This is a genomic window from Gemmobacter lutimaris (assembly GCF_003570715.1).
GTDB lineage: Bacteria > Pseudomonadota > Alphaproteobacteria > Rhodobacterales > Rhodobacteraceae > Gemmobacter > Gemmobacter lutimaris.
This window is the reverse complement of the sequence record NZ_QXXQ01000002.1, coordinates 106,308-129,850: the sequence shown is the minus strand read 5'-3', so window position 1 is coordinate 129,850 and position 23,543 is coordinate 106,308. Positions and strand designations below refer to the sequence as shown.

The 23,543-nt window shown below is 65.9% G+C and carries 18 protein-coding genes; 8 read left to right on the top strand and 10 right to left on the bottom strand.

The features are described 5' to 3' along the window. The first annotated feature begins 16 nt into the window (after positions 1-16). The 6 genes from hpaD (D2N39_RS03780) to hpaD (D2N39_RS03755) are packed head-to-tail and all read left to right on the top strand — an operon-like array spanning position 17 to position 5,796. On the top strand, positions 17-997 hold the full coding sequence (gene hpaD / locus D2N39_RS03780; protein WP_119133465.1) for a 3,4-dihydroxyphenylacetate 2,3-dioxygenase: 981 nt from the start codon (positions 17-19) through the stop codon (positions 995-997). Positions 998-1,004: 7 nt separating this feature from the next. Further along, positions 1,005-2,453, top strand: coding sequence for an NAD-dependent succinate-semialdehyde dehydrogenase (locus tag D2N39_RS03775; RefSeq protein ID WP_119133464.1), 1,449 nt, complete (start codon positions 1,005-1,007; stop codon positions 2,451-2,453). Between the two features lie 9 nt (positions 2,454-2,462). Beyond that, the gene (locus D2N39_RS03770; protein ID WP_119133463.1) at positions 2,463-3,344 is read left to right on the top strand and encodes a fumarylacetoacetate hydrolase family protein; all 882 of its coding nucleotides are present in this window, start codon (positions 2,463-2,465) and stop codon (positions 3,342-3,344) included. Beyond that, positions 3,338-4,138 carry a 2-oxo-hept-4-ene-1,7-dioate hydratase gene (hpaH, locus tag D2N39_RS03765; protein ID WP_119133462.1) on the top strand — a complete coding sequence of 267 codons (801 nt, stop codon included), beginning with the start codon at positions 3,338-3,340 and terminating at the stop codon, positions 4,136-4,138. The genes D2N39_RS03770 and hpaH overlap by 7 nt, the downstream gene beginning before the upstream one ends. 9 nt (positions 4,139-4,147) lie before the next feature. After that, the gene (locus D2N39_RS03760) at positions 4,148-4,906 is read left to right on the top strand and encodes an aldolase/citrate lyase family protein (RefSeq protein ID WP_119133461.1); all 759 of its coding nucleotides are present in this window, start codon (positions 4,148-4,150) and stop codon (positions 4,904-4,906) included. 35 nt (positions 4,907-4,941) lie between these two features. Continuing rightward, a complete protein-coding gene (gene hpaD / locus D2N39_RS03755) occupies positions 4,942-5,796 on the top strand; it encodes a 3,4-dihydroxyphenylacetate 2,3-dioxygenase (protein WP_119133460.1) in 855 nt (284 codons plus the stop codon). Between the two features lie 233 nt (positions 5,797-6,029). Here the strand turns inward: hpaD (D2N39_RS03755) and D2N39_RS03750 are convergent, their stop codons facing one another. Both D2N39_RS03750 and ileS read right to left on the bottom strand, forming a co-directional pair. Next, the gene (locus D2N39_RS03750; RefSeq protein ID WP_119133459.1) at positions 6,030-6,785 is read right to left on the bottom strand and encodes a LamB/YcsF family protein; all 756 of its coding nucleotides are present in this window, start codon (positions 6,783-6,785) and stop codon (positions 6,030-6,032) included. 51 nt (positions 6,786-6,836) lie between these two features. Further along, positions 6,837-9,812 carry an isoleucine--tRNA ligase gene (gene ileS / locus D2N39_RS03745; RefSeq protein ID WP_119133458.1) on the bottom strand — a complete coding sequence of 992 codons (2,976 nt, stop codon included), beginning with the start codon at positions 9,810-9,812 and terminating at the stop codon, positions 6,837-6,839. A 629-nt stretch (positions 9,813-10,441) separates the two neighbouring features. On the opposite strand from ileS, the gene D2N39_RS03740 reads away from it, so the two are divergent. Next, positions 10,442-10,846, top strand: a complete 405-nt coding sequence (locus tag D2N39_RS03740; protein WP_119133457.1) for a group III truncated hemoglobin — start codon at positions 10,442-10,444, stop codon at positions 10,844-10,846. Here the strand turns inward: D2N39_RS03740 and D2N39_RS03735 are convergent. From D2N39_RS03735 to D2N39_RS03720, 4 genes are all read right to left on the bottom strand, one after another. Further along, positions 10,829-13,582: a DUF2339 domain-containing protein gene (locus D2N39_RS03735; RefSeq protein WP_119133456.1), complete on the bottom strand. Its 2,754-nt coding sequence runs from the start codon at positions 13,580-13,582 to the stop codon at positions 10,829-10,831. The genes D2N39_RS03740 and D2N39_RS03735 overlap by 18 nt on opposite strands. 56 nt (positions 13,583-13,638) lie before the next feature. After that, entirely contained in the window at positions 13,639-14,664 is a 1,026-nt protein-coding gene (locus D2N39_RS03730) for a YcjF family protein (protein ID WP_119133455.1), read from the bottom strand. After that, positions 14,661-16,076, bottom strand: coding sequence for a YcjX family GTP-binding protein (locus tag D2N39_RS03725; protein ID WP_119133454.1), 1,416 nt, complete (start codon positions 16,074-16,076; stop codon positions 14,661-14,663). Before D2N39_RS03725 ends, D2N39_RS03730 begins: the two co-directional genes overlap by 4 nt. Before the next feature lie 63 nt (positions 16,077-16,139). Next, the gene (locus tag D2N39_RS03720; protein ID WP_119133453.1) at positions 16,140-17,735 is read right to left on the bottom strand and encodes a hypothetical protein; all 1,596 of its coding nucleotides are present in this window, start codon (positions 17,733-17,735) and stop codon (positions 16,140-16,142) included. 170 nt (positions 17,736-17,905) lie between these two features. On the opposite strand from D2N39_RS03720, the gene truA reads away from it, so the two are divergent. Further along, positions 17,906-18,679: a tRNA pseudouridine(38-40) synthase TruA gene (truA, locus tag D2N39_RS03715; RefSeq protein ID WP_119133452.1), complete on the top strand. Its 774-nt coding sequence runs from the start codon at positions 17,906-17,908 to the stop codon at positions 18,677-18,679. Positions 18,680-18,682: 3 nt separating this feature from the next. On the opposite strand, the gene D2N39_RS03710 is transcribed toward truA, so the two are convergent. Genes D2N39_RS03710 through D2N39_RS03695 form a run of 4 tightly spaced genes read right to left on the bottom strand, consistent with a single transcriptional unit; the run spans position 18,683 to position 23,504 of the window. Continuing rightward, a complete protein-coding gene (locus D2N39_RS03710) occupies positions 18,683-20,752 on the bottom strand; it encodes a 3'-5' exonuclease (protein WP_119133451.1) in 2,070 nt (689 codons plus the stop codon). Positions 20,753-20,755: 3 nt separating this feature from the next. Further along, positions 20,756-21,145 carry a response regulator transcription factor gene (locus D2N39_RS03705; RefSeq protein ID WP_119133450.1) on the bottom strand — a complete coding sequence of 130 codons (390 nt, stop codon included), beginning with the start codon at positions 21,143-21,145 and terminating at the stop codon, positions 20,756-20,758. A 1-nt stretch (position 21,146) separates the two neighbouring features. Then, positions 21,147-21,668, bottom strand: a complete 522-nt coding sequence (locus D2N39_RS03700; RefSeq protein WP_119133449.1) for a hypothetical protein — start codon at positions 21,666-21,668, stop codon at positions 21,147-21,149. A gap of 6 nt (positions 21,669-21,674) precedes the next feature. Beyond that, complete coding sequence (locus tag D2N39_RS03695; RefSeq protein ID WP_119133448.1) at positions 21,675-23,504, bottom strand: DUF294 nucleotidyltransferase-like domain-containing protein; 1,830 nt, start codon at positions 23,502-23,504, stop codon at positions 21,675-21,677. Positions 23,505-23,543 lie beyond the last annotated feature (39 nt).

The following is a 23,543-nucleotide window of genomic DNA, read 5'->3' as shown; positions in this document are numbered from 1 at the left end:
TTTCAGGGAGAGAGACATGCCCATTCCGGCCCCGAACCTTTATCCGCCCTTCAACATCATCCGCCTGAGCCATGTCGATTTCGGCGTGACAGATCTGGCAGCCAGCAAGGCATTCTATGTCGATACGCTGGGCCTTCAGATTACCGATGAGGATGCAAACACAGTTTACCTGCGCGCGATGGAGGAACGCGGGCATCACTGCATGGTGCTGCACAAATCGCCCGAGGCGCATGTGAAGGCCCTGTCCTTCAAGGTCTATGACGAGGCGGAGCTTGATAAGGCCCATGCCTGGTTCGCGGCACAGGGCCATGCCGTCGCCTGGGTCACCCGCCCCTATCAGGGCCGCACGCTGGCCACGACCGATTGTTTCGGCATGCCGGTCGAGTTCTATTTCCAGATGAAGCGGCTGGAGCCGATCCATCAGAAGTATGCGCTTTACAAGGGTGTGAAGCCGCTGCGGATCGACCATTTCAACTGCTTCTCGCCCGATGTGGACAAGGCGGTCGGTTTCTACAACCAGATCGGTTTCCGCGTCACGGAATATACCGAAGACGAGGACAGCAAGCGCCTCTGGGCCGCCTGGACGCATCGCAAGGGCGGCGTGCATGACCTCGCCTTTACCAATGGCACCGGCCCGCGCCTGCACCATACCGCCTTCTGGGTGCCAACGCCGCTGAACATCATCGACCTGTGCGACCTGATGGCGACCACGGGCTATGTTGCCAATATTGAACGCGGTCCGGGGCGGCACGGCATCTCCAACGCCTTCTTCCTGTATATCCTCGACCCCGACGGGCACCGGATCGAGATTTATTGCTCCGACTACCAGACGGTTGACCCGGATCTGGAGGCGATCAAATGGGATCTGAAAGACCCGCAACGCCAGACGCTGTGGGGTGCCCCCGCGCCGCGGTCGTGGTTTGAGCATGGTTCGGTGTTCGAAGGCCTCGAACCCGTCGCCTCTACCTTGGGCGCATCGCCCATCATCGCACCGTGAGGCCCGGATGCTGAAGGACGCAACGCTGCTCAGGCAGGCCGCGCTGATCGGCGCGGAGTGGATCGAGGCCGCAGGAGCCGGCATCGCCGTCACCAACCCGGCGACCGGCGCCCTGATCGGCCATGTGCCGGACCTGGGCGCCACAGAGACCGAAGCCGCCATCGCGGCGGCCGAGGCGGCGCAGGGCGTTTGGGCCGCGCGCACCGCGAAAGAGCGCAGCGCGATCCTCCGTCGCTGGTATGACCTTATCGTCGCCAATGCCGACGATGTGGCCCGCATCCTGACCATGGAACAGGGCAAGCCGCTGGCCGAGGCGAAGGGCGAGATCCTGTATGGCGCGTCCTTCATCGAATGGTTCGCGGAAGAAGCCCGCCGCATCTATGGGGACGTGATCCCCGGCCATGCGCCGGACAAGCGCATCGTCGTCATCAAACAGCCCATCGGCGTGGTGGCGGCGATCACGCCGTGGAACTTTCCCAATGCGATGATCACCCGCAAGGCTGGCCCGGCGCTGGCCGCCGGCTGCGCCATGGTGCTGAAACCCGCCTCGCAGACGCCGTTTTCGGCCATCGCGCTGGCGGTTCTGGCCGAACGCGCCGGGCTGCCCGCAGGGCTGTTCTCGGTCATCACCGGCTCCGCCCGCGCCATTGGCGGCGTAATGACGGCCAGCGACAAGGTGCGCAAGCTGACTTTCACCGGCTCTACCGAAGTCGGGATCGAGCTGATGCGCCAGTCGGCGCCGACGGTGAAGAAGCTGGCGCTGGAACTGGGCGGCAACGCGCCTTTTATCGTTTTCGATGATGCCGATCTGGATGCAGCGGTGGAAGGCGCCATCGTCTCGAAATTCCGCAATAACGGGCAAACCTGTGTCTGCGCCAACCGGATTTATGTGCAGGCCGGGGTTTATGATGTCTTTGCCGCAAAGCTGGCGGCGCGGCTTGCCACGCTGAAAGTGGGCAACGGGCTGGACGAGGACACCGTCTTCGGCCCGCTGATCGACGTCCATGCCGTCGCCAAGGTCGAGGAACATATCGCGGATGCCACCGCGAAAGGTGCGCAAGTGGCGATGGGCGGCAAGCGCCATGCGCTTGGCGGCACCTTCTTTCAGCCGACCGTGCTGACCGGCGTTACCCAGGATATGGCCATCGCGCGCGAGGAAACCTTTGGCCCCGTCGCGCCGCTGTTCAGGTTTGACACTGATGCCGGGGTGGTGGCGATGGCGAACGACACCGAATTCGGTCTGGCCAGTTACTTCTACACCCGCGATCTGGCGCGGGCTTGGAAAGTGGGCGAGCAGCTTGAATATGGCATGGTCGGCATCAATACCGGGCTGATCTCGACCGCCGAGGCACCGTTCGGCGGCATCAAATCCTCGGGTCTGGGGCGTGAAGGCTCGCGCTACGGGATCGAGGAATTCACCGAAATCAAGTATCTCTGCTTCGGCGGCATCGCGTAAGGAGGCCCCATGACACCCATCCCTGCCCGTATTGCCGCCTTCCGCGCCCATGGCGCCGACCGCTATGGCGTCATCACCGACAAGGGTATCGCTGACCTGACCCCCGAATACGGCACGCGCTTCCGAGGGTTGAAAGAGGTGATCGAGGCCGGTGCGCTGGAAGAGGTGATCGCCGCCGCAGAAGGCCGCGCACCGACCTTCAACGTGGACGAGGTGGACTTCCTGATACCGCTCGCCAATCCCGAAAAGCTGATCTGCATCGGAGTGAACTTCCCCGACCGCAACGCCGAATACAAGGATGGCACCACCGACGCGAAATCCTATCCGTCGATGTTCATCCGCTTTCCGCGCAGCTTCACCGGCCATGGCCAGCCGCTGATCCGCCCGCCGGAAAGCCCCCAACTGGATTACGAGGGCGAAGTGGTGATCGTCATCGGCAAGGCGGGCCGCCGTATCGCGCGCGAGAATGCCTATGACCACATCGCCGCGCTGACCCTGTGCAACGAAGGCACCATCCGCGACTGGGTGCGCCATGCCAAGTTCAACGTGACGCAGGGCAAGAACTGGGACCGTTCCGGGTCCATCGGGCCGTGGCTGGTGCCGTTCCGGTCCGCCGATCAACTGGATGACATCGAACTGACCACCCGCGTCAACGGCGAGGTCCGCCAGCAGGACCGCACCAGCCGGATGATGTATGACTTCCGCTATATCGTGAACTACGTCTCGACCTTCTGCACGCTGGTTCCGGGCGATATGATCGTCTGCGGCACCCCCACAGGCGCCGGTGCGCGGTTCGATCCGCCGGTCTGGCTGAAGCCCGGCGATGTGATCGAGGTCGAGGCCGAGGGCATCGGCACCTTGCGCAACGGCGTGGAGGATGAGGTATGTTAAATGCCGATCAAATCGCACAGGCCGCCACCGATCTGGTGGAGGCGGAAAGTCTTCGCCGCCAGATCGGCCTGCTGAGCCTGCGCCATCCCGGCATCACACTGGATGACGCCTATGCCATCCAGTCGGCACATATGGCGCAAAAGCTCTTGCAGGGCCGCCACATCATCGGCTGGAAGATCGGGCTGACCTCGAAGGTGATGCAAGAGGCGCTTGGCATCGACACGCCCGACAGCGGCGTGATCTATGACGACATGGATTTTGCCGATGGTGCTGCGGTGCCTGCGGGCCGCTTCATCCAGCCACGCATCGAGACCGAGATCGCCTTCGTGATGAAGGCGCCGCTGGAGGGCGATGTGACGCGCGAGGATGTGCTGGCCGCGACCGACTATGTCGCCCCCGCCATCGAGATCCTTGATACCCGCATCCTGCGCGCAGACCCGGAAACCGGGCAGAGCCGCCGGATCTTCGACACCGTGGCCGACAATGCCGCCAATGGCGGGATCGTGCTGGGCCCGCAGCGCCATGCGCCGGGGGCGTTTGACCTGCGTTGGGTCGGCGCCATCGTCAAGAAGAACGACGCGGTGATCGCCACGGGCCTTGGTGCCGCCGTGCTGGACGATCCGGTCATGGGCATTGTCTGGCTTGCCCGCCGCATGGGCCAGTATGGCCAACGCATCGAGGCCGGACAGGTGGTGCTGGCGGGGTCGTTCATCGGCCCCGTCGAATGTCCACCCGGCACACGCATCTTCGCCGATTACGGCCCGTTCGGCGCCGTCTCTGTATCCTTCAACTGAGGTGCCCCCATGCCCGCCCCCGTCAACCGCTTCAAAGCCCGGCTGAAATCCGGGGAAACGCAGATCGGCCTCTGGGTCTCCATGGGCGATGCCTCTGTCGCCGAACTGGCCGCACATTGCGGCTTTGACTGGCTGGTGATCGACGGCGAACACGGGCCAAACGGGCTGCGCGACATCCTCGCACAACTGCGCGCCGTGGGGGATCGCAGCCACCCTGTCGTGCGGGTACGCGATGACACCCGCGCCGAGATCAAGCAGATGCTGGACATCGGGGCGCAGACCATCCTTGTGCCGATGATCGAAAGCACCGCCCAGGCGCGTGAGGCGGTGCGGTCCATGCTGTATCCGCCACAGGGCGTCCGGGGCGTGGGCGCCGCGCTGGCGCGCGCCTCAGGCTATGGCGCTATTTCCGATTACCTCGCCACCGCCAATGAACAGGTCTGCCTGCTGTTGCAGGTGGAAAGCCGAGCGGGATTGGCGGCACTGGACGGGATTCTCGCACTTGAGGGTGTGGATGGCGTGTTCATTGGCCCGGCCGATCTGGCGGCCGACATGGGCCATCGCGGCAACCCCGGCGCGGCCGAGGTGCAGGCCGCCGTGACCGACGCGCTGACCCGTATCCGCGTCGCGGGCAAGGCGGCGGGCATCCTGACCTCCGACGGGGCGCTGGCCCGGTCTTACGCTGCGATGGGGGTCGAGTTCCTCGCCGTTGGATCGGATGTCGGCACCTTGCGCGCCGGTCTCACCGCGCTGCGCAAGGCGTTCTGAACTACGGGAAACGCGCAACTTCCCCGGAGGAACAGATGGGAAAACTCGTTCTGGCCGCCAAGGCCACACATGTACCAACCATGCTGATGTCAGAGCAGGAAGGGCCGCTGAAGGGATGCCGACAGGCCGCCATCGACGGTCACCGCGAGATCGGCCGCCGTGCCCGCGCGGCCGGGGCGGATACTTTCGTGGTGCTGGATACGCACTGGCTGGTGAATGCCGCCTATCACATCAATGCCAATCACCGCTTCAAGGGCATCTTCACCAGCCATGAATTCCCGCAGTTCATCAAGGACATGCCTTATGAATACGAGGGCAATGCCGCGCTTGGCGATCTGATCGCCGAAACCGCGCGGGCGAACGGCGTCTATACGCTGAGCCATCAGGTTGACAGCCTCGATCTGGAATATGGCACGCTGGTGCCCATGCGCTACATGAATGCCGATGCAGGCCTGAAGGTGGTGTCGGTCGCGGCCATGTGCACCGTCCACAGCTTTGAAAGCTCGCGCAGACTGGGCCAGTCGATCCGTGAAGCCATCGAAGCCTCGGACAGCAATGTCGCACTGATCGCCTCCGGCTCGCTCAGCCACCACATCTGGCCGAATGATGACTACGCCGCCAACAACGGCACCTTCACCATCTCGTCCAAGTTCAACGAAGTGGTTGACCGCCGCGTGCTGGAAATGTGGCAAGGGGGCGAGATCGACCTGTTTCTGCAAATGCTGCCGGATTACGCAAGATATTGCGACGGCGAGGGCGACATGCACGATACCGTCATGCTGTTCGGCGCGCTTGGCTGGGACAAATACACAGGTCGCGGCGAGGTCGTCACCGAATATTTCCCTTCTTCCGGCACCGGGCAGACCAACGTCGTCTTCGCGCTGGACTGACAGCGGCGAAGTCACGCAGGGACGGGGCGCTCCGCCTGTTCGCACGGGATGATCCCCAGCGCCAACAGGGGGCAAAGCGTGGCCACGGCACATGGGCCTGCCAGCACGGCATCCCGTTCGGGAGGGCGTGGTAAACAGACAGGCGCTGATATATGCCGTCGCTGCCCGGCTGGCCCAGGCGACGCGGCGCTTGCAGGTGTTGCGCGCCCGCCATCAGGCGGGAAAGCGCGTGATCAAAGCCGCGCGATCTGCACGCCCGCCGCCTCCAGATCGCGGCGCAGACCGCGCGCGATGGACAGGGCCCCCGCCGTATCGCCATGCAGGCAGATCGTGTCGATCCGGCAGGGGATGCGCTTGCCCGAGTCCGCGATGATCGCCCCCTCGCGCAGCATGGTCAGGATACGGCCGGAAATCACCGCCGGATCATGCAGCACCGCGCCGGGTTCGCGGCGATCCACCAGCGTGGCGTCATCGGCATAGGCCCGGTCGGCAAAGATCTCGCCCGCCCAGGCACAGCCCAGATCGCGCGCCGCCTGTTCCATCGCCGTGGCGGCCAGCACCATGATCACCAGATCGGGCTGCACCTTCAGCGCCGCCTCAAAGCAGACCCGCGCCAGAGTGGCATCTTCCGAGGCCATGTTGGACAACGCCCCATGCAGCTTGAGGTGCCGCACCCGCCCCCCCGCCGCCCGCGCCAGCGCCTGCGCGGCGCCCAGTTGATAGGTCACCAGATTGGCGACCTCGGCCGCCGACAGCGCCAGCCGCCGCCGCCCGAAGCCCTGAAGATCGGCAAAGCCCGGATGCGCCCCGATCCCCACGCCATGCCGCTGCGCCAGCGCCATGGTCGCGGCCATCACATCCGGGTCGCCGGCGTGGAAGCCACAGGCGATATTGGCCGAACTGATCACCTCCATCAGCGCCGCATCGTCACCCATCTTCCACGGGCCGAAACCTTCACCGATGTCGGAATTGAGGTCCACCTTCAGCATCGCATCCCCCCGGAAGCAAACACCCCCGCACGGTGGCGGGGGTGCGGATCGTCAGCCCAAAGCCTCGTCACAGCGGGCACAGGTCTGCGGGTGTTTGTGGCTGCCCACATCCGGCAGGATCTGCCAGCAGCGGGCGCATTTCTCGCCCTCCGCCGTTTCAAACACCACCGCGACACCCGGCACCTCTGGCAGGCGGAACGCCTCGCCCGGCGCCGGATCGCCCGTCACCTGAATGGCCGAGGTGATGCAGACCTGCGCGAAATCCACCGATTTCAGCGCGGCCAGAACCCCGGCATCCTCCACATGGACCACAGGCGCGGCTTCCAGCGAGGCACCGATCACCTTGGCGGTGCGCTGCACCTCCAGCGCCGCCGTCACCACGCGCCGGACCTGCCGGACCTGCGCCCATTTAGCCGCCAGCGGCTCGTTCAGCCAGTCTTTCGGCGTCTCGGGCATGTCTTGCAGATGGATGGACGAACCTTCCTCGGGGAAGCGACAGAGCCAGACTTCCTCCATGGTGAACACCAGGATCGGCGCCAGCCATGCGGTCAGCCGGTGGAACAGGATGTCCAGCACCGTGCGCGCGGCCCGGCGGCGGATGCTGTCCGGCGCATCGCAATAAAGAACATCCTTGCGGATGTCGAAATAGACCGAGGACAGATCGACCGTACAGAAGGTGAACAGCTTCTGGAACACACCTTGGAAATCATAGGCGGCATAGCCCTTGCGCACCTCGGTATCCAGTTCCGCCAGACGGTGCAGCACCCATTGCTCCAGTTCCGGCATCTGCGCGGGGTCCAGACGCTCGGCTTCGGTGAACCCGTCGAGATTGCCAAGGATATAGCGCATGGTATTGCGCAGCCGGCGATAGCTGTCGGCCACGCCTTTCAGGATCTCTTTCCCGATGCGCAGGTCCACGGTGTAATCGCTCAGCGCCACCCAGAGCCGCAGGATATCGGCGCCATACTGGTCGATCACCTCTTGCGGCGCCACGGTATTGCCCAGCGATTTGGACATCTTCATGCCCTTTTCATCGAGCGTGAAGCCATGGGTCAGCACACCGCGATAGGGCGCCCGCCCCTTGGTGCCGCAGGCTTGCAGCATCGACGAATGGAACCAGCCGCGATGCTGGTCGGTGCCTTCCAGATACAGGTCCGCCAGCCCGTCCGCCGTGCCATCCGGCCGGTCGCGCAGCACGAAAGCATGGGTCGAGCCGGAGTCGAACCACACATCCAGCACGTCAAACACCTGCGTGTAGTCCGCCGGGTTCACGATGCCGTCCAGCACCTGCTCCTTGAAGCCGGGCTGATACCAGACATCGGCGCCGTCCTTTTCAAACGCCGCGATGATGCGGGCATTCACCTGCGGGTCGCGCAGCAGGAAATCGGCATCCGTCGGCTTCGCCCCCACCTTGGTAAAGCAGGTCAGCGGCACGCCCCAGGCGCGCTGGCGGCTCAGCACCCAGTCGGGCCGCGCCTCGATCATGGAATACAGCCGGTTGCGCCCCGAAACTGGCGTGAACTGCACAAGCTGGTTGATCGAGTGCAGCGCGCGGGCGCGGATCGTCTCGCCATAGGTGGACATGCCGTCGTCCAGCTTGCGGTCGATGGCAGCAAACCATTGCGGCGTGTTGCGGTAGATCAGCGGCGCCTTCGACCGCCACGAATGCGGGTAGCTATGCTTCAGCTTGCCCTTGGCCAGCAACGCCCCGGCGCCATGCAGCGCCTTGATATTGCTGACATTGGCGGGACCTTCCTTGCCATCGGCATTGATGATCGCCTGCCCGCCGAACAGCGGCAGATCAGCGCGATAGCTGCCATCCGCCTCGACGTTATAGGTCATCGGCAAACCGAACTTCAGCCCCAGCTGATAGTCGTCATCCCCGTGCGAGGGCGCCGTATGCACAAACCCCGTGCCCGCGTCATCGGTGACATGATCGCCGGGAAGCATGGGGACGTCGTAGTCCCATTCGCCGTTTTCGGCGAGGCCACGGTAGGGGTGGGCGAGAAGCGTCCCATCCATATCGTAAAGGTTGGCAACTTTTCGCCATTCATCAACTTTGGCAGAGGTCATTACGGCTTGGATAAGGTTAGTCGCAAGCACAAGCACCTCACCAACCTTGGCAGTGCTTCCTTCTGCGACCTTTATGACCTCCACCGCTGTGTAAGTGATCGAAGGATTAAAAGCCACTGCACGGTTCTGAGGAATGGTCCACGGTGTCGTCGTCCAGATAACGACGGATGCGTTAGCAAGCTTTGCTCTCTCAGCTTCGACCAATAACGTTTGGGCGTTGGGTTCGAAGTCTACGATTGCAATATCACTGACTGGAGTAAACTGAGCGCCCCACTTGCTCACTTTAAACCGCACCCAGATCGTATGCGAGGTATGGTCGTGATACTCCACCTCCGCCTCGGCCAGCGCAGTCTTTTCGACCGGCGACCACATGACGGGTTTCGAGCCCTGATACAGCGCCCCGTTCATCAGGAATTTCATGAACTCCTCGGCGATCACCGCCTCGGCATGGAAATCCATCGTGAGGTAAGGATCGGCCCAGTTGCCGGTGATGCCCAGCCGCTTGAACTCCTCGCGCTGGATGTCGATCCAGCCCTCGGCGAACTTCCGGCACTCCTGCCGGAAGGCCACGATGTCCACATCGTCCTTGTTCAGCCCCTTGGCGCGATACTGCTCCTCGATCTTCCATTCGATCGGCAGACCGTGGCAATCCCAGCCCGGCACATAGCGCGCGTCATGGCCCAGCATCTGCTGGCTGCGCACGATGAAGTCCTTCAGGATCTTGTTCAGCGCGTGGCCGATGTGCAGATGCCCGTTGGCATAGGGCGGGCCATCATGCAGCGTGAAGGGCGTGCGGCCCGTCTTTTCGCGCAGACGATCATAGATGCCGATCTCGGCCCAGCGGGCCAGCCAACCCGGCTCGCGCTGCGGCAGGCCGCCACGCATCGGGAAATCGGTTTCGGGCAGGAAAACGGGATATTTCAGGTCAGAAGTATCAGGCGTGTCGGCGCACATCGCGGACGATCCTTGAACGGCAGGTATCGGGGGCAGCCCGCAGCGCGCGGGCCGAAGGGAAAGCGGTATAACCCGGCAGCTCGATCAGAGCGCCGGGCAAGTAATTCGATGCGGCATCTTCCATGGCAAGGCCATGGGCCGGGCGCTCGGATGCACAGGTGCAAACTGCACGGATCGGGTCAACATGTCGGCCTTATACGCAAGCCCCGCGCGCGCGTCCAGCGAAACAGGCCACATTACCGGCCCTGCCGTTGCCTGAGTATTTGGACAAGAAGCAAAGGCCAAGGCACACCCCGGCACAGATGGACGCGCGATGTCCGTGCACCCGGATCCACCGGGCCGGGGCGGCCTTGCTCCTTGACGGCCATCGGGACTCCTCCCTGTTCCGCGAACCCAGACTGCGCCGGAAAAGGTTAAGAATTCCCTTCGCCTTTTGCTTCTTGCAAAAATACTCACTTGCCCGCCCGCCGCCCTCTCCCGGCCAGATCAGCGCACTCCGGCACCGCAGGCCATGGCAATGCCTTTCGAGGGGGCTCGATGCCCCCGAGAAAGGCCCCCCGTGGCAAAGCGCCGCCTTGCACGTCACCCTCAAAACCCGCAACGCTGATACAAGTTTCCGAGGTTCCGCCATGACCGCCTTTCCACCCCGCTTCTTCGTCACGCCCGAACAGATCGACGCGCAGGTCGCGGCTTTCTACGCCGCCGTGCGCAGGCATCCGCAACTTGGCCCGATCTTCGCGCGGCACGTCACCGACTGGCCCGCGCATGAGGAAAAGATCGGCCGGTTCTGGCGCAACGCCATCCTGCGCGAAGGGGTCTATGACGGCTCGCCCATGCTGGCCCACCGACAGGCGGGCGATGTAACGCCCGATCATTTCCCGGTCTGGCTCGATCTCTTCGACACCACGCTCGCCCGCACCCTGCCCCCGGAGGCGGCTGCGGCCTGGTCGGCCATGGCGCATCGCATCGGGCGCGCGCTGTCGATGGGCGTGGTCGAGGCGCGTCGGCCCGAAGGCTCAGTCCCGCGGTTCTGACCCCTCCGCCATCGCGCCCCGTGCCCATCGGTTCAGCCACGCCAGCCCCGCCAGCGACAGCCCCAGCCCCGCGAAGCTGAGCACCCGCGTCAGCCCGCTAAGCCCCGAGGCATCCCACAGGAACACCTTTGCCACCGTCAGCGCGATGACTGCCATCGCCAGCCGCTGCAAGCGCAGCGACCGCCGCGCCAACGCCTGCCACAAAAGCACCGCGCCCAGCGCCAACATGGCCAGCGTATAGCTGTAAAGCTCACCCTGCATCACATCGGGGGCGCCGATCCAGTCGCCCCACCAGAGCCGCCGGATCTCCAGCACCGCCCAGATCAGCAAAAGCGCCACCCCTGCGCCGCGCAGAACCAGACGCCCCCGCGCGGGCAGCGCCGCAAGGCGCGGCGCCAGAAACACCAGTGCCAGCCCCGGCAGACCATAGGCCAGCGCCAGCGTGTCCAACAGCGGCAGGCCCAGAATGCGGCCGGTCGGATCTTCCGACCATGCAAACAGCGGGTTCGCGGGGCCCAGCGCCATCGCCAGACCGCCCAGCGCGATCAGCGCCGCGACGCTGGCCAGACCCAGCCGCAACCAGCGGGTCAGCCCGGCTGACGCGCCCGCCCGCCAAAGCTGCGTCCCCGCCAGCACCGCCCAGGGCGTCGCGTTCAGGATCAGACCCCAATGGCTCATCGTCCAGTCGATGCCCGTGTTCGGGTCATCCGGGATCATGGCGCGGGTCAGCACCAGATTGACCAGCAGGACCGGCGCCGCCAGCCCGAGGCTTTCCAGCACTGCCTTGGGCAAGGCCCGCCCCGCAGGCAGCAACCGCAGCCCGGCAAAGCAGGCTGCCGCAACGCCCAGATAGGCCAGCGCCACCTGTGGCAGCGGTGCCTGCATGCCCCAGTCCAGACCGGGGTCCGCCACCAGCCGCCATGACAGAACCGCGGCGCCGACCTGCACGAACCAGCCCATTTCCGGCAGGGTGAACCGGCGATCCAGCGCCACGGCCACCAGCAGCAACACCGCCAGCGCCAGCGTAAGCGCCGCAGCCGTGGTCAGGAGGAACAGCGCCAGTGCGATCAGCGACAGCGCAGACAGCACGGCCCAGGCGCTGCGCCGCCCCGGCTGCCCGTCAGCCTTCGCGAACACCGCCGCAAGCAGGGTCATGCCCGCCGCCAAAGCCATGGCATGTGCGGCCCACAGACCCGCCCCCAGCACGACAGAGGGCACCCAGAAGAACTCCAGCAGCAGAACCGCGACCGGGGCTGCCAGCGTCGCAATCAGCGCAGGCAGCAGACCGCCGCCACGCAGGCTGCGCAGCGCTGCGGCCAGCGTGATGGCCCCCGCCGCCACAACCAGCAGACTGACCGTCCAGGGCGCGGGGCTTTCCGGCGCACGCAGGTCGATCGCCTGCGATTGCCACGCATGGATCTGCCCCGTCGCCAGCACCAGTTTCGCCAGAAATCCGGCAGCAGGCAGCAGCGGCAAATCCTCCAGCCCCGGCGCCCGCTCGGCCCAGATCAGCAGCAGCACGGCGAGGCCCGCCAGCAGGAAGAAGGGCAGCAGGCCCTCTGTCCCCCAGCCGGAGACCAGAAGCACGAGGAACAGGGTCGAGGCCACCAGATTGCCCAGCGCCAGCCGGACCGGGAAAGTCGGCCAGACCTTCAGCAGCTTCACCAGAATGCGCAGGGTCGAAGGGCCCTCATGCCTCGGGATCAGCGCGCGTTCGGGGATGATGATGCTCAGCACCACCAGCGACACAAGGCTCCAGCCCCAACCCGCCATACCGGCCCCGCCCATGGCCATCAGCCAGAGACCGAGCTGTGCCAGCACCAGCGCCAGAACCGAAATCCATGCCCAGCGGCGCCATGCGTCGATGGCAAGGCCCGTCGCCGCAATCAAGAGGTAATGCGCGTACAGAAGGGCTGTCGGCGCGCTGCCGCCCTCTACCAGAAACGGTGCTCCTGAAGCACCGACCAGCCCGATGGCGGCAAGGAATGGCCCATGGCGCCAACCCAGCCAGACCGCCAGCGCCGAAATGGCGAACAGCCCCGCGAAGGTCGGGCCGGGGCCGTAGAGCCCATACATCAGCCGTCCCGCCGTCACGCCCGCAAAGATCGCCACGATCCCCGCCCCGCTGAAGACCGAGGGCAGATAAGCGGTCGCCGCGCTGGTATCATCCCCCCAGCGCCGGCGCACCCATTCGCCCGCGCCGATCAGCGCGGCCCCGAACAACACGGCCAGCGCCACCCGCACCGGAGGCGGTAAAAGACCCTTTTCCACACCGTATTGCACGAAAAACACCCCGGCCAGCGCCAGAGACAGGGCGGAAACGGCGTAAACCCAGTTTTCACGCAGCCAGCCCGCAAGGGCAGCGAAACGGTCGGCGCGCAGAACGATCGGGCGGTTCTGCCCGGCATCCGCAGTCGGCGCCGCCTCAACTGACGGAAGCGGCTCTGCCGCAACCCTGCCCATGGCCCGCTCCCAAGGCGAGACGGCGGCGATGGTTTCGGCGGAGGGGGCTTCCGGCAGATCCGGCTCCGAATCCGGGGCTGTGACCTCTTCTGCCTGCGCAAGCGCCGCTGCGATGCTTGCAGGCGATGCCAGACCCGCAGCCTCCAGCGCGGCAAGCCGGGCCTCGGCGCTGGCCAGCCTGCGCCGCAAGCGCGCCTGCAGGATGAAAAGAACGATCACGCCGACCGGCAGGGAAAGCGCCACAAGGACCATCAAGCCGATCATCGCGTCCATGGTGCACCTCCTGAAATCCTTCGGCGCAGCTTAACCCGGCAGGACGGCAACGGAAATCAGGATTCCATGTTTCGGGCGGCGGCTTGCGCAACTGGGCTGCGGTCAAACACCCCGGCCAGCGCCCGCGCCATGAGATTGGTCACTTGCGGACGGCGCAGCGCGTGGAACGGCAGGGGACGGCACAGCTCCATCGCCGCCACACCGATGCGCGCGGTCAGCGCGCCGTTCACCACCCCCTCGCCAAAGCGGCGCGAAATCTTGGACAGCACGCCACCGCCCGCGACCGAACCGATCAGATCGTCGGTCAGTGCCACGGCGCCCGTGGCCACCAGATAGGTGAAGACCCGCCGCAACAGGCCGAAACTGGCGAATCCGCCCGAGCGCCCGCCGTAAAGCTGCGCGATGCGGCGGATCATGCGCAGATTGGCAAACAGCGCCGTCGCCACATCGGCCAGAGCCATCGGCACCAGCGCGGTGATGGTGGCGACCTGCCGCGCCGCCGCTTCGATCTCGCGCCGGGCGGCAAGGTCCAGCGGTGCAAGCAATTCCTGTTCTGTCAGGTCGATCAGGGCATCGGCATCCAGCACATCGCCCTGCCGGTCACGCAGCCGTTGCAGCGCAGGCGCCGCCTCGGGGCGGTGACGATACAGCGAGGCGACCTCGGCACAGGCGATGCGCGCGGCATGCAGGTCGGCGTTCTGGCGCGCCGCCAGCGCGCGTCCGCGCAGCTTGTCCAGAAGAGAGAGCCGCAGATAGGCAATCCATTCACGCGCGGCGAAGATCAGCGCAAGCCCGGTGGCAACACCCGTCAGCACAAGCGCGCCCCATCCCAGCCAGGGGGAGCTGGCCATAAGGCTGGCGACGAAATCATAGGTGGCAACCGAAAGCGCAAAGCTGAACAGCGCCCCCAGCGCCCAGATAAGCGCGCGGGTCAGCGTCAGGCTCTGCCGCCGGGTTGGCAGAGGCGCCAGTTCGGCGGCGATACCGGCTTCGGGCACCGGCGGGGCAAGGCCCGGATCGGCGGGCGCGGCTTCGTCCAGTTCGATCAGCAGCGGGCGGCGGGGGGGGACGTCATCACTCACAGCCGGTCTCCGATCAGGAATTCGGCGGCGCGGTCCAACCGGATATGCGGCGGCCCCTCGCCGGGTTTCAGACTGCTGCGCGCGGGCGCGAAACTCATCAGCGCGAAGTCGGCGTCCAGCCAGCGTTCGGCCCCCTGCCGGGCGGGCGACAGCAGGCGCGCGGGATCGGTGGGCAATTCACCCGGATACATCGCGGCTTGCTTGCCCGATCCCATCAACCTGCCACGCACCACATCCAGTATCTGCCCGTCGCGTTCCAGCCGATCCTCGACCGTGGCGCGAAAGCCTGCCAGCGACATGGCGCTGACCTCGGCCCCCGAAAACGCCGCACGGTCACGCGCCTCGCGCACCAGCGCCTCGGTGATGGCGGTGAGTTGCGGGTGCTGACTGTGGTGCAGGTGATCGGCCTTGGTCGCGGCGAACAGGATCTTCTCGACCCGCCGCCCCAGCACCAGCCGCGACAAAAGACCGTTCTGTCCCGGACGGAAGGCGGTCAGGATGTCGGCCATGGTGCGGCGCAAATCCTCCAGCGCCTGTGGCCCGGTATGGACCGCGCCCAGCACATCCACCAGCACCACCTGACGGTCGATCCGGGCGAAATGGTCGTGGAAGAAGGGCTTCACCACCTTGGCGCGATAGGCGTCATAGCGCCGCGCCATTTCGTGCCACAGACTACCACGCCCGGCGCTGGCGGGTTCTGGCAGAGGCGCAAAGGTCAGGACGGGGCTGCCCGCAAGCTCGCCCGGCAGCAGGAACCGCCCCGGTGTGCAATCCGACCAGCCCGCCGTGCGCGCCGCATGCAGATAGGCGGTGAATTTGGCCGCAAGCGCCTGTGCCCGCGCCTCATCATGTTTCAAAGACCCGTCCTCGGCCCGCGCGGTCGCCAGAAATTCTGCCCCCTGCGGCCGCCGCGCCATACGCGACAGCGTATCCTCGGCCCATTGGGCATAGGTCTTGTCCAGCAGGCCCAGATCCAGCAGCCATTCGCCGGGATAATCCACGATGTCCAGATGCACGTTCTGTGTGCCGCGCATCCCGGACAGCAGGCCGGTCGGCCGCACCCGGAAGGACAGCCGCAGTTCCGAAATAGCCCGTGTGCTTTCCGGCCATTCCGGGGTATCTCCGGTCATCTGCGTCAGATGGCCCTCGATGTCGAAGCGTGGAATCGTGTCGTCAGGTTGGGGTTGCAGCCATACAGCCTCGATCCGGCCCTCGGCCGCGGCGCGAAGCTGCGGCATCCGTCCGCGATCCAGCAGATTGGCCACCAGCCCGGTGATGAACACCGTCTTGCCCGCCCGCGACAGGCCGGTGACGCCCAACCGGATGACACTGTCCGCGAAGGGCGTGAAGGGCAGCGCCGCCAGCTCGATCGCCGAGCGCGCCACAAGATCGCCGATGTCCCCGATTGCCAAACCTGCCCCCTTGCCTACCCGATGAACATATGTCCTGCATCGGGCCAGTTGAAGAGGCGCGTTTCAAGGGCGCATCGCAGCCTTGGCCAGTTGCACGGCATCGGGCGGCAGGCCGCCCCCGGACAGGCTGCGCAGGCGGGCCCGCGTCACCGCGCGCCGCGCATGCAGCAACAGCTTCAGGTGATCGTTCTTGCGATAACCCTGCAAGCCACCCGCCGCCGCCACATCGTCATCGAAAGGTTCATCCAGCAGGTCGGCGCGGCACTGGTGCAGCAGGTCATGCACCGCCAGACCGGCACGGCGATAGCTTTCTTCGATGGCCAGCGCATGTCCGATCTGTCGCCGCCCGTTGAAGGGCGACATATAGAAGACGCGGCTGATGGCCGGAAAGCTCGCCGCGATGGTCGAGGTGTAATAGAGTTCAAGGAACATGAAATCCACCTGCCGGGCCTTCGCCTCTGGCGGCAGGGACTGATACCATGCCTCCAGACGCGGCTCGAACCCGGCGCAGAGTTCGGGGCCGAAACGGTCATGCGGGACAAGCAGCAGGCGCTTCAGCAACCAGCGGCGGCGCAGATCGGCCTGCGCCTTTTCCTTGTGCGAAAACACGGCGCGTAACAGATCGGTCTGATGGCCGCGCAAAACGACCATGTCTTCGGGCAGGTGTCGCAGAACACCGTTTGCCATCTCGACCGACGGGGGCGCGGGCCAGCCCATTGCCACATGAAAATCGGCAATGTCGGCTGCCGTATCTTCGGCTGTTGCGGTCACCTCGTCCGGGCGGTGGCGTGTGTGGCGAAGGCCCGCTCGTTCTGCCAGGCGTCCGGCAATGTGGCTGTCCACGCGGTTCGCATAGGTGGATTCGTGGCTGTAGACCAGCGACAGATCGCTTGCCGCTGTGCCCGCCATACCCAGCAACAACCGGCTGTCCATCCCGGCGCTGAGCGGCAGCGCAGTTGGCCGGTGCCGCGCGAGGGCGCCGACCACCAGCCGGGTGCGATGCGCCATCAGACCATAGCTGCGCACAAGGCTGCCCTGCCGCAGCACGATGGAACCGGGCCTTGGCCAGAACCGCGTCTCGCTGAAATCCTCAAGCGACAGCCAGCAATTCGGGTTCATCCGCCGCACATGCGCATCACGGGTGTCGAGAAGCGAGTATTTTCCGTCGACCGTCTCGCAGAGCGCGTGGTCGTAATCGGGATGCGGCACGATCTCGCGGTCATGGCAAACCAGCCCCAGACCAGCCCCCACCCGCCCGGCATGCGGATCGACCACCGCGCCTAGCATACCCACCGGATCGGTGTAAAGCCGCATGCCGCCGGGACCGGACAGAAGAACGATGTAACGCCCGGTCAGGTCTTCCAGCCAGCTTTCGATACCATCCCAGAACCCGGTGCGCAGGGCTGCCAGGGCATGGCGCCCCTCGACCAGCCGCCCGTCGGGTTCGACCCCGATCCCGGCCAGCAGCCCGACAAGCTGTCCCTTCGCATCGGTCAGCCGTGCCACCGGCAGGCCGGGGCCATGGAACAACTGCCAGCGACCCAGGCGCTGACAATCCATCGGCAGATCCGCGTCAGCTTCGCGGGTCAGCAGATATTGCCATTTGAAGATCCGCCCAAAGCGGGCGCGATCCTGCCAGATGGCGGCGGGAATAGCCAAGGGGGCCTCGTTGACCTGTGATTGTGTTCTGCTCGTTTTGCGGGAAGCGTAACCTATACCCGGCAAACGGGCGAGTGATCAGCCGCCCGTCCGCCCGCGTTCGGGCCGGATTGTTGCAGCCGCGCCGCGCCCGGCTGGACAGCCGCGGGGCGCTGCGCTAACCCGGCGACATGCCCAGATATGCCCTGAAAATCGAATATGACGGCACGCCCTTCGCGGGCTGGCAACGCCAGGCCCAGGGGCAGGCATCGGTTCAGGGTGCGGTGGAGGCCGCGCTGGCAAAGCTGGAGCCGGGGCAGCACACCATCGCCGCCGCCGGGCGCACCGATGCGGGCGTCCATGCCACGGGCCAGGTGGCGACCTGCGATCTGGCGCGCGACTGGGATGCGTTCCGCCTGTCGGAGGCGCTGAATTTCCACCTCAAGCCCGCGCCGGTGTCGATCCTGCGGGCGGTGCGGGTGGCCGATGACTTTCATGCCCGGTTTTCGGCGATGGAGCGGCGCTATACCTTCCGGCTCGTGCAGCGGCGCGCGCCGGTGACACATGATCGTGGCCGGGTCTGGCAGGTGCTGAACCCGCTGGATGCCGATGCGATGCGCGAAGGGGCCACCTTCCTGACCGGCCTGCATGATTTCACCACCTTCCGGTCGTCGATGTGTCAGGCGGCCTCGCCCGTCAAGACGCTGGACGAGATCAGGCTGGAAGAATGCGACTACCCCGGCGGTCAGGAAATCCGCTTTCACCTGCGCGCCCGCAGCTTCCTGCACAATCAGGTGCGTTCCATCGTCGGCACGCTGGAGCGTGTGGGCGCCGGGTCCTGGGCGCCCGAGGCCGTCAAGCAGGCGCTGGAGGCCCGCGACCGCGCCGCCTGCGGCCCGGTCTGCCCGCCGCAGGGGCTGTATCTGACCGGCGTGGGCTATCCCGACGATCCTTTCGCGGCCTAAGCCCTAGTTCAGATCCTTCAGCAGGCGGCCATGGCGACGCACCTCGGCCACCACGGCGCCGAAGGTATCCAGCCCCCGGCCCTTCAGCATCGGCAAAAGCTTCAGGAAGGCATCGGCGGTAGCGACAGTATCGCCCAGCGCGGTATGGCGCGCCTCCTCGGGGATGGTGATGCCAAGCCGGTGGGTCAGCGCATCGAGGCTGTGCACCTCATGCTGGCCATAGATCACGGCCGACAGCAGCACGGTATCCAGCACCGGATGATCGAAACGGGCACCGATCGCCGCCTCTTGCCGGCGCAGGAATTCCATGTCGAAGGGCGCGTTATGGGCGATCAGCACCGCCCCTTCGGCGAATTTATGGAAGGCGCGGCCGACCTCGGCGATGCCCGGCGCCTCGGCCACCATGGCATCGGTGATGCCGTGAACGGTGGTCGATCCGGGCGGGATCGGGCGGCCGGGGTTGACCAGTGTGTCAAACACCTCGCCCGCCACGCGCTTGCCGTTGACGATGCGGACGGCGGCGATCTGCACGATCTGGTCGCCCTGCGCGGGCAGAAGGCCGGTGGTTTCGGTATCGAATACCACGAAGGTCAGGTCTTCCAGCCGCGTATCGGCCACCGGCGCATTGCGCGCCTTCGACATCAGGTCGAAATCATAGACCACCGCGCGCGGCACCGGGGCCGGGCGCGGACCAGCGCGACGCGCGGCGCGCAGCGGCAGCACAAGGCTCTGGCTGCCATTCGTGCCCTCTGGCCAGATGTCAGTGGCATGGGCGGCCAGCACGCTGCGCCCGGTGATGTCGGGCAGTTCCTCGCCCAAAGGCTCGGCCAGCCAGCCATCCAGCGTGGTCAGCGACAGCGCCGCCCCCTGCCAGCCCAGCACAACGCGGGCATCGGCCCCGGCCTCGTCCAGCCTCAGGTGGAAGGGCGCCGGATGCCCGGTCGCCGCAAGGCGCTGGCCCAGATGACCGACCAGCGCGATCAGCTCGAACCCGTTGCACCGCATCAAAAGCGGTGCGGCCTCGGCGGTTTCCACCGCAAGACCCTGCCCCTCCAGCCGGGCGCGCATACCATCCAACAGATCAAGCGCGCGGGCGGGGGCCAGCGGCAATCCCTCGGCGCGATCCTCGTCGTGGTGGTGGCTCAGGTCTTTCACCGCCGCCGACAGCCCCGTCACCTCTTGCCGCATCGCGCTTTCCATCCGGGCGGGAACGGCCTCACCCTCGGGTAGCACGCCGAACAGCGTCATCAGATTTGCGGTCGGACGGCGGATACGATCCAGCGCGACCGACAGCGCCGCATCGCGCCGCGCGCGGGTCGCGAGATCGGCGGTCACGTCGCGCAGCGTCAGCACATAGCCCGGCGGACCACCCGCACCCTCGATCAGACGCATCCGGGCGGCGAGCACCTGCCCGCCGCTGCGCGTGGAGCAGAGGATGTCAGAGGCCGCATCGGCATCCCCCGCCTCGATCAGACGGCGATGGGCATGGCGCACCGGCCCCTCGCGCAGATAGTCGAACAGGTAACGGTCCAGCCCCGGCGCGGTATCACCGCCCAGAAGCCCGGCGGCGGGCGTGTTGTAGAAGGCGATCTGATGTTCCCCCGAACACAGCAGCACCCCCACCGGCACGTCGGACAACAGCGCCTCCAGCCGCGATTTTTCGGCCGCCAGCCGCGTCGTCTCGCGCGCGACGGCCTCGGCCAGCGCATTCCGCGTCTCGGCCAGCGAGGCGGCGGCGGCCGTGGCAGCGGGTGCCAGATCGCCCAGATAGCGGGCAATGGCGGTATCCATCTCGCCGCTGACATCGGAATGTGCGCGGGCACGCAGGGCCCCGGCCAGAATGTCGATGGGCTTGGCCACATTCACGTCGAACAGATACCAGACCCAGGTGATCAGCCCGAGGATCACCAGCCCGGCAATCACCCCCACCTGCACGAAGGCCGACAGGGTTTCGGGGCTGCCCAGCCGCTGAAAGCCAAGCACCAGCCCCGCCGCCAGCGCCACCAGCGCGCCAAGGCCAAGGGCCGCGAAGATCAGGAAGATGCGCAGACGCAGGCTCAGCTTGTGCAACACCGCTCAACCCTCGCCTTGCAGAAGGCGACGGACCTCCTGTCGCAACTCCTTCAGTTCAAAGGGTTTCGAAATAAACCCGTCGGCGCCCAGCGCGATGCCCTTCTGCCGCTCGATGGCCGAACCGCGCGCGGTCATCATCAGGATTTTCACATCCGCCAGCGCGGGGTCAAGCCGCACCGACTGGCAGATCTCGTATCCCGAAACCTCGGGCAACATCACGTCCAGCAGCACCAGATCGGGGTGCGTGGCGCGAATGCGCGGCATGGCCTCGGCGCCATTGGCGACCCGATCATGGGCATAGCCCTCGCGCGTCATCAGGAAATCCAGCGCGATGGCGATGTTATCCTCGTCCTCCACGACAAGGATACGGTGTTTCCTCCCGTCCTCGGCCATATCATCCCTCCTGGCAGGCCGCCCTCGTTACTGGATCATCGGGGGCGGCAGCCTGCCATTCGGCGCCCGAAAGCGTGCCGTCAGGCAGAATCTCCATCCCCTCGGTAATCCGCACGCGCCGCACGGCGGCGCAGTCCACCGCCAGAAACCCGTCCTCCACGGGCCGCCAGCGGGCAAATTCATAGGTCCTCACCAGCCGCAGTGCCGGATTGCCCGGATGCGGGGCGATGCTGCGGGTATCCAGCGCGGTAAAGCGCGTCGTCATCGGCGCAAGGTAGGTCCAGGGGCGCAGCATCTGTTGCCCCGAGCCCTGATCGACCACCACGACCCCTGCGGGCAGGTTCGCCACCGTGCGGTCATACCAGCCGTATTCCAGCGCCATGGTGGTGCAGATCAGGCCAAGCCCCGCAGCCACAGGCAGCGCCACCTTGGGCACGCGATTGGGCATGGCCTTGCGCAGGCCCCAGACGATGCCCGCACAGGTCGCGGCGGCGATGATCGCGGCAAGGAATTCGAACAGCATCTGGCCTCAGCTTCTTGCGCCACGGGCGGACCCGATGGCGGATTGCATTGTGCGCACCACGACGAAAGCGTCGCGCAGGTGGCTGCGCTCGAAATCCGACAGGTCGTAGGGGGCAAGGAAATTATCGGGCTTGCGACCCGAACGGATGAGCCGGGCCTGATTTTCAAGCCGGGTCTGGGCGATCAGGTCATAAGCCTCGATCAGGTCGCGCGCGCCAGAGACGGAAATCACCCCGGCATGTTCCGCCGCGTCCAGCCGGGCGCGGGTATTGGCGGGCTCCAGCTTGCCGATCAGCGCATAGACCCTGCCAAGGTCCGTCACCGGCACCACGCCGTTGTGTTTCATGTCGATGTGGTTCTTGTGCTCGCCCGAGCGGATGGTGGCGAAGCCACGCAACAGGCCAAGGGGCGGCGTATGTTTCAGACTGTTGGAAATCATATGCGCCACGAAGATCGAATTCTGCGCCGCCCGTTCCAGCGTCTCGGCCTGCAAGTCACGGTAAAGCGATGCCTGCCCGCCGATGGGGCGCAGGTCGAACATGACGCTGGCCAGCATCTGCGCCATTGGATCGGGCGTGGCGATCCAGCCGTCGAAATAGCCGCGCCATGTGGATTGCCGTGCGCACCAGCGCGGGTTGGTCGCCATCATGTCGCCGGGGCAATAGACATAGCCGCAGGCATCCAGCCCGTCGCAGACGAAGCGCGCCAGCCGGGCGAAATAGCCCATATCCGCATCGGTGGCACGGTCGTCGATGATCAGGCAATTGTCCTGATCCGACACACCTGTCTGTTCCTGCCGCCCCTGACTGCCGCAGGCGGCCCAGACATAGGGCACGGGCGCCGGGCCAAGCTCGGCCTCGGCCAGCGCCAGCAGGCGGCGTGTCACGGTATCGGCTATGTCGGTGATCAGACGGGTCACCACCTCATGCGCATTGTTACCGCCCACAAGCTGCACCAGCAGCTTCGGGATACGCGCGGTAACGGCGGCCATTTCAGCCACGCTTTCAGCGGTTGCCGCGTCGCGCACCAGTTGCGCCGAACTGACGGCCTGAAACCGGGTCAGGTCGGTCTGGGTGATCATGCCGACCAGCCGACCATCCTCGACCACCGGCAGATGGCCGATGCGACGCTCCAGCATGACATGCAGGATGTCCGAGCCCAGATCGTCAGGCCGCAGGCTGACCGGATCGGCGGTCATCACCTGCGACACCGGGCTTTCCGGGTCGATACCGCCCGCCAACACCTTGTTGGTCATATCCCGCGTTGTGACGATGCCCAGAAAACGACCCTCCTCGACAATGCCCAGCGACGAGACATGCGCGTCGCGCATCTTTTCGGCGGCAAGGCGGATGCTGTCGGCAGGCGCCACAGTGATCGGCTTGCGCGCCATCAGGTCGCCCACCTTTTGCACCGTCAGATCGGCGCGACGCGCCTCGGCGGCGGACCTGCCACGATGGAAGAAGCGGTCGAAGGCCGGGAAACCCGCGATCAGGCGACGGAACTCTGCCGTGGGTAGCAGCAGAAGCACGGAATCTTCGATGACCCGCGCCGTGGTGACCGCCAGACCGTCCCGCATCAGACCGCGTTCACCAAAGCTGTTGCGCGGACCCAGCAGCGAGACCTGCATGCCCGAGGCATCCAGCACCTCGACCGCGCCACGCTTGACCAGATAAAGGCCCTTCAGCGGTTCACCCGCCTGATAGACCTCTTCCCCGGCAGAAAATTCCCTGCGGCTGAAGGAAACGGCGACACGCGCCATCTCGTCCCGCGGCAGGCTGTCATAGGGATGGACGGTTTCGAGGAAGGCCAGAACGGCCTCGTCGGGGGAATGGGGCATGACCGTCGTCCTTCGGGGGGGACACGCCCCCACAAAGGG

What these genes read in the sequence shown, in the direction of transcription:
- D2N39_RS03705 (WP_119133450.1), bottom strand. Translation starts at nt 21,145, where the DNA reads ATGGCCGAGGACGGGAGGAAACACCGTATCCTTGTCGTGGAGGACGAG.
- ileS (WP_119133458.1), bottom strand. Translation starts at nt 9,812, where the DNA reads ATGTGCGCCGACACGCCTGATACTTCTGACCTGAAATATCCCGTTTTC.
- D2N39_RS03760 (WP_119133461.1), top strand. Translation starts at nt 4,148, where the DNA reads ATGCCCGCCCCCGTCAACCGCTTCAAAGCCCGGCTGAAATCCGGGGAA.
- D2N39_RS03750 (WP_119133459.1), bottom strand. Translation starts at nt 6,785, where the DNA reads ATGCTGAAGGTGGACCTCAATTCCGACATCGGTGAAGGTTTCGGCCCG.
- D2N39_RS03740 (WP_119133457.1), top strand. Translation starts at nt 10,442, where the DNA reads ATGACCGCCTTTCCACCCCGCTTCTTCGTCACGCCCGAACAGATCGAC.
- D2N39_RS03735 (WP_119133456.1), bottom strand. Translation starts at nt 13,582, where the DNA reads ATGGACGCGATGATCGGCTTGATGGTCCTTGTGGCGCTTTCCCTGCCG.
- D2N39_RS03700 (WP_119133449.1), bottom strand. Translation starts at nt 21,668, where the DNA reads ATGCTGTTCGAATTCCTTGCCGCGATCATCGCCGCCGCGACCTGTGCG.
- hpaD (WP_119133465.1), top strand. Translation starts at nt 17, where the DNA reads ATGCCCATTCCGGCCCCGAACCTTTATCCGCCCTTCAACATCATCCGC.
- hpaH (WP_119133462.1), top strand. Translation starts at nt 3,338, where the DNA reads ATGTTAAATGCCGATCAAATCGCACAGGCCGCCACCGATCTGGTGGAG.
- truA (WP_119133452.1), top strand. Translation starts at nt 17,906, where the DNA reads ATGCCCAGATATGCCCTGAAAATCGAATATGACGGCACGCCCTTCGCG.
- D2N39_RS03770 (WP_119133463.1), top strand. Translation starts at nt 2,463, where the DNA reads ATGACACCCATCCCTGCCCGTATTGCCGCCTTCCGCGCCCATGGCGCC.
- D2N39_RS03775 (WP_119133464.1), top strand. Translation starts at nt 1,005, where the DNA reads ATGCTGAAGGACGCAACGCTGCTCAGGCAGGCCGCGCTGATCGGCGCG.
- hpaD (WP_119133460.1), top strand. Translation starts at nt 4,942, where the DNA reads ATGGGAAAACTCGTTCTGGCCGCCAAGGCCACACATGTACCAACCATG.
- D2N39_RS03695 (WP_119133448.1), bottom strand. Translation starts at nt 23,504, where the DNA reads ATGCCCCATTCCCCCGACGAGGCCGTTCTGGCCTTCCTCGAAACCGTC.